The organism is Capnocytophaga sp. oral taxon 332 str. F0381 (assembly GCF_000318275.2).
In the GTDB taxonomy this organism is placed as follows: domain Bacteria; phylum Bacteroidota; class Bacteroidia; order Flavobacteriales; family Flavobacteriaceae; genus Capnocytophaga; species Capnocytophaga bilenii.
This window is the reverse complement of record NZ_KB291344.1, coordinates 113,355-118,866: the sequence shown is the minus strand read 5'-3', so window position 1 is coordinate 118,866 and position 5,512 is coordinate 113,355. Positions and strand designations below refer to the sequence as shown.

The 5,512-nt window shown below is 38.4% G+C and carries 5 protein-coding genes; 2 read left to right on the top strand and 3 right to left on the bottom strand.

What is annotated here, in order from left to right; all coding sequences use genetic code 11:
- The coding region (locus HMPREF9075_RS11660; protein WP_009416807.1) for a T9SS C-terminal target domain-containing protein at nucleotides 1-1,280 on the top strand (1,280 nt) is incomplete at its 5' end.
- A 78-nt stretch (nucleotides 1,281-1,358) separates the two neighbouring features.
- On the opposite strand, the gene HMPREF9075_RS12970 is transcribed toward HMPREF9075_RS11660, so the two are convergent.
- From HMPREF9075_RS12970 to HMPREF9075_RS11650, 3 genes are read right to left on the bottom strand one after another with little or no spacing between them, the layout of a single operon-like run.
- A complete protein-coding gene (locus HMPREF9075_RS12970; protein ID WP_009416806.1) occupies nucleotides 1,359-1,481 on the bottom strand; it encodes a FeoB-associated Cys-rich membrane protein in 123 nt (40 codons plus the stop codon).
- A 4-nt stretch (nucleotides 1,482-1,485) separates the two neighbouring features.
- The gene (locus HMPREF9075_RS11655) at nucleotides 1,486-2,175 is read right to left on the bottom strand and encodes an SIMPL domain-containing protein (protein ID WP_034557679.1); all 690 of its coding nucleotides are present in this window, start codon (nucleotides 2,173-2,175) and stop codon (nucleotides 1,486-1,488) included.
- Nucleotides 2,176-2,225: 50 nt separating this feature from the next.
- Nucleotides 2,226-4,268, bottom strand: coding sequence for an HD family phosphohydrolase (locus tag HMPREF9075_RS11650; RefSeq protein ID WP_009416804.1), 2,043 nt, complete (start codon nucleotides 4,266-4,268; stop codon nucleotides 2,226-2,228).
- Nucleotides 4,269-4,698: 430 nt separating this feature from the next.
- Here HMPREF9075_RS11650 and HMPREF9075_RS11645 point away from each other — a divergent pair.
- Nucleotides 4,699-5,512 (top strand): type IX secretion system membrane protein PorP/SprF (locus HMPREF9075_RS11645; protein ID WP_009416803.1); only part of this gene is annotated, 814 nt, incomplete at its 3' end.

Here is a 5,512-nt window from a genome sequence, read left to right as displayed (position 1 = left end):
CAACTGCAACTACTACACCTACTACAACAACCCTTACTGCACAAGACGATACTTATACTATTACCTATAGCACTGAATCTCAAACAGTAGGTAGCGTCTATGACAACGACCGCTACGGCACCCAAACGCCTACAGATAAAGAGGTGCAATTTAGTTATATTTATAGGAGTACCGATAACAATGGAAAGTATATCAGTACGGTACAAGGTGGAATGCTCCGACTTCCTGCAGGTTTAGCTGTCGGTCGTCATTATATATATTATAAAATCAGAGATATTAAAGATGTTACCCATTTCGCTACTGCTACCGCTCCTGTAATCGTACTGCCCCAAACTACGACGCCTACTACCGAAACACCCACCACATCAACTGCAACTACTACACCTACTACAACAACCCTCACTGCTCAAGATGATACTTATACCGTTACTTATAGTACCGACCCTCAAATAGTAGGTAGCGTCTATGACAACGACCGCTACGGCACGGCTACCCCTACAGATAAAGAGGTGCGATTTCTAAAACTCAGTAGCAGTGTTGATAACAACGGCAAGTATATCAGTACGATACGAGGCGGAATGTTACACCTCCCCGCAGGCTTGTCGGTGGGTCGTCATTATGTATATTATAAAATCAGAGATATTAAAGATGCTACCCACTTCGCCACTGCTACTGCCACTGTAATCGTACTGCCTAAAACCACGACACCCACTACGGAAACACCTACAACAGAAGAACCTTTGCGCCCTATAGCGGTTGCCGATGCCGTAACAACTCCTATGAATACTCCCGTTCTTATCGCTATATTACAAAACGATATACCTTATGATGCTGTTCCTTATATCTCAGCGTTTCCGTATAAAGGCTCTGTAACTCTCAACGATAGCAACGAGGTATTATATACCCCTAATAACAATACTACAGGAGCAGATAGTTTTACCTATGAACTGCGCTCGCCCGATGCTGCTATCTCATTAGCTACAACTACTGTTACGGTCAAAATTTGGTCTCCTATAACTCCTTGCACAGGAATTTCAGCCAATGGTGATGGTAAAAACGATTATTTTCATATTATGGGGATTGAAAATTATCCCGAAAACACGCTTACTATCTATGATAGCAATGCTAATGAAGTTTTTTCAGTAAGTCATTATGATAATGAAGTTTGTAGATTTGAAGGAACAAACTTACCGCAAGGGGTTTATTTCTTTGTGCTAACCTACCGTGATGAAGATGATAATTTAGAGCAACAAGTAGGTTGGTTTTATCTCAAAAAGTAGTTATGGTTACCTATTAAATAAAAAACTTTGCCAAAGTTTTACTGCTTTGGCAAAGTTTTTTTAGTAATGAGTACAAGTTTAGTGGCATTTACAATTGTGTTCGCCACAACTTCCTTTTTTTTTGCTGAAAAAGAGCTTCTTTATCAAGAAATAAGCAGCTATCATTACTAAAACGTAAGCTACAATACTCTGCATACTCATAATATTATTGTTTTAAAAGTTCAAAAGTTACCATTATAGAAGCCTCTATACTGATGTTACCTGGTGCTAAAGTCTGTTTAGAAGGACTACCCAAAGCAGCAGCTTCTTTCATTCTAAACACTACAGGTTCTTCATCTTGCACCCCAACTTCTTTGATAGTGAGTGCTTTACCTATGTTTTGTTCTAATGTAATAGCGTAAAGCAACGCTTTTTTGCGAGCGTTATCTAAGGCAGCAATGCGAGCATCTTGTGTTATTTTAGCTCTTTCCACTTCAGTAATGTCAAATGATATACCATCTATTTGGTTTACCCCCGCTTCAAACAACTTGTCCATTAGGGTTTCGTATTTAGACAAGTCTGTAAGTTTGATTTTAATATCTTGCGAAATGCGGTATTTGTAAGTTTTGGTATTGTAATCGTATTGTTTTTGAAGCGACACATAGTCTGTTTTAAAGTTTTCCAAAGGAATTTCTTGTTCGTTGATAGCTTGTATAACCTTCGCTATGCTTTCTCCGTTTTTTTGTCGTAGTAATTTCACATCAGTGCCTTCTCTCTCCACACTTAGCGAAATATTAACAATAGTAGGCTCTACATTTATGCTAGCCTCACCCACCACACTTACGGTAGGCACTACATTTTGTGCAACTGTTGTCATTGTCGATGCTAAAGATAATAATATGAATAAACGTTTCATTATAAATAAATTATTTAGTTTTATAGTATAAGTCCAATTACCGTGCCAATCTACTCAGGATAAGCAATCCGCACGTGGTAAATATTGATAAGTTTGTTTTTAAATACCCGTTTGATAGCCTCTATCTCCCTAAACGAAATATCCGAGTTAGCAAATTGGTTGTCGTCTAACTGCTTCTTTACAATCCTATCTACAAATTCGTTAAGTGCCTCGTAAGTAGGGTTTTTAAGGCTTTTAGTAGCAGCTTCTACCGAATCTGCCATCATAAGAATTGCCGTCTCTTTACTGAAAGGTATCGGACCTGGGTAGCGAAAATCCTCCTCTTTAGCCTCAGGGTTCATCTCCAATGCTTTTTTGTAAAAGTAATAAGTAAGACTACACCCGTGATGCGTGCGGATAAAATCTATAATTCGTTTAGGCAGTTTGTGTTTGTAAGCAAGCTCCACACCATCAGTTACGTGACGAATAATAATTTTAGCACTTTCTTGCGGATTAAGTGTATCGTGCGGGTTATGGCTCGTCTTTTGGGTCTCAATAAAGTACTGTGGGGTTTTCATTTTCCCAATATCGTGATACAAAGCCCCCACACGCACCAATAACGCATTAGCCCCTATTTCGGTAGCTGCGGCTTCAGCGAGATTAGCTACTTGCATAGAATGCTGAAAAGTACCAGGAGCAAGCTCCGAGAGCTGCCGCAGTAATTTAGAATTAGTGTCCGAAAGCTCTAACAGCGATACATCAGATACCAATCCAAAAGCACGCTCGTAAATATAAGTAAAAGGCTGCGAAAAAAGAATCCCTACCCCATTAAGAATGAATAACACAAGTACCGATAGGTCTATCCCCTTCACAGTGCCCTCGGTAATCACGTAAAAAGCCAAATAAATTACTAAGTACGAAAGTGTTATAAGCCCTGCTGAAGTAAAATAACTCAACCTATAATGAGTGTTTTTAGGAGTAATCATTATTGCCATCGTAGCCATTATTTGTATAAAAACAAACTGAAAACTATTAGGCACTATAAACCCCATAATAAATACAGTGCAGATATACATAAAAATTACCGAACGCAAGTCAAAAAACGAACGTAAAATAAGGATCATCATTCCCACAGGCACTATGTAAATATAATGAGCAGCGTGCCTTGCTATTAGCCCCAACAATAGGATTGTACAGAGCATATTTAGCAGGATAACAATCATTTTTAGGTTGTTGTGGTATATCTTAGGTTCGTATTTCCTCAAGTACAAGCACATAATCGCCAGCACTATAGCTACTAAAGCATAATAGCCAGCTACCGACCAATTGTAATTATTCTCACTCCACGTTTGTGCTTCATATTCTTCTTTCAATGAAAGCAGCGAATTGAGCTTCTCACCTTCCACCAGCTCCCCTTTCGCAATAATTAGCTTCCCTTTATTCACCCAGCCCCGTGTCGATACAATCTCTTTGAGGTTCTGTTGCAAAGCTTTTTCAGTAAATTTTTCATCTACTACCAAATTCGGACTTAAAATATCAAAGAAAAGGTCGTAATACACCTTGCAGTATTCATTGTAAGGAGCCGCCGCAAAAAAATGATCTACAGCCTCATTCAGCTGTTCCAATGATAGTATAGGTGCTGTAGGTATTGTTTTAATGTGATTGTTATCTTGGATAATTGCAAGCTCCAATCTGTTTTCTGAAGGTCTTTTTAGTAGTACTCCATTTCGGTAACTTTCAGTAATAAAAAGAGCCGCTTTGTCTAATAATTGCTCGCGTTTAGCTTGAGGTAAATGATTGAAATATTCGTTTTTTTTCTGCTGAAATTTTTGTAGAGCAGAAACCGTAGCCGAACTATCTTCGCGATAATAAACCGTAGATTGTTTGATAATCAGTTGTTCCTCCTCTTGTAGTTGTTCTTTAGTTTTTTTTAGCGGAAAGTCAAACGGTGCATAAAGGTTCTCGTGCTGCCACAATTCCCCCTTCCTAAATTCGTATTTAAATTTAGCCTTTTCAGGAAACACCTGCAAGATAAGCACCAAAACCACCACAAGCGCCAACAGCTTGCCATATATAGAAGTCTTAGCAAAAGTCTTAAGTTTTTTAAAGTCCATATATTAGTTGCTAAATATGCTGCAAAAATACAAAATAATTTTGAATTATGGATTCTAAATTGTGAATTTTCACCCCCCCAATTCAAAATTCAGAATTCAAAATTCATAATTCCCCCATCGAACCTTCAGCGAAGGTTGAGCGAAGGATAAGCGAAGGATAAGCGAAGGATAAGCGAAGGATGAGCGAAGGAAAGTCAGCGAGCTGGCGCAGCTGAGTATGTGACGAAGGATAAAAAACTATGCGGCTCGCACTGAAGAATAAATCACCTCACTAAGAAAATTTTCTACACTCAAAAAAAATAACAACAAAAAAAATGATAAAAAAATTGATGATTCAAAAAAAAAGTGTAACTTTGCAAAAAATATGCAGTGATTATTTTAGTATCTAACTAAATATCAATAACTAACAATACAAATACACTTTTAAAAGATGATTAAAAAGAGATTATTTTTATGGGTAGCGAGCTTGTTTTCCCTTGTTACTTTTGCTCAACAAGAATCGCAATACACACAGTATATGTACAACACTATGCTGTTCAACCCAGGGTATACAGGTTCTCGTGAAGTAGGAAGTTTCTTTGGAATGTTCCGCACCCAATGGGTAGGGCTAAAAGGAGCACCTACTAACGGAAGTATTAGCTATCACCAGCCTATGCAATCTATGCGCAACGTAGGCTTAGGAGGAAGTATCTTTCGCGAAAGTATAGGCCCTCAAAACCAAACCGCTCTAAACGTAGCCGTGTCATACACTATCAATTTTGAGAACTCAAAATTAGTGTTTGGGTTGCAAGGAGCAGGCAATATTTTTGAAATAGATTATGACGAACTAAAGAAACAAGATGCAAGTGATGCATCACTCAGTGGTAAAGAGAGTGTATTCTCACCCAACTTGGGAGCTGGGTTCTATTGGTATACCAATAAGTACTACGTAGGATTTTCAGTACCTAATATGCTTGAAACTACCCACTACAAAGGCAATGCGGTATCAGTACTCAAAAATTCACAACACTTATACCTTATAGGAGGTTATGTGTTCGATTTAAGCGACACTGTGAAGTTTAAACCAGCAGTGTTAGGAAAAATGTCCTTTGGGGCACCTTTGCAAATAGACGGCTCTTTAAACTTTATGTTTAACGACAAATTTGTGATAGGGGCGTCTTACCGCTGGTCGGCAGCATTGAGCGTAATGGCAGGATTCCAAATAAACGATCGTTGGTTTGCAGGCTATAGTTACGATTTTGAAA

Bases quoted from the DNA above. Each gene is read 5' to 3' on its own strand.
- HMPREF9075_RS11650 (WP_009416804.1), bottom strand. From the start codon at position 4,268: ATGGACTTTAAAAAACTTAAGACTTTTGCTAAGACTTCTATATATGGC.
- HMPREF9075_RS12970 (WP_009416806.1), bottom strand. From the start codon at position 1,481: ATGAGTATGCAGAGTATTGTAGCTTACGTTTTAGTAATGATAGCTGCT.
- HMPREF9075_RS11655 (WP_034557679.1), bottom strand. From the start codon at position 2,175: ATGAAACGTTTATTCATATTATTATCTTTAGCATCGACAATGACAACA.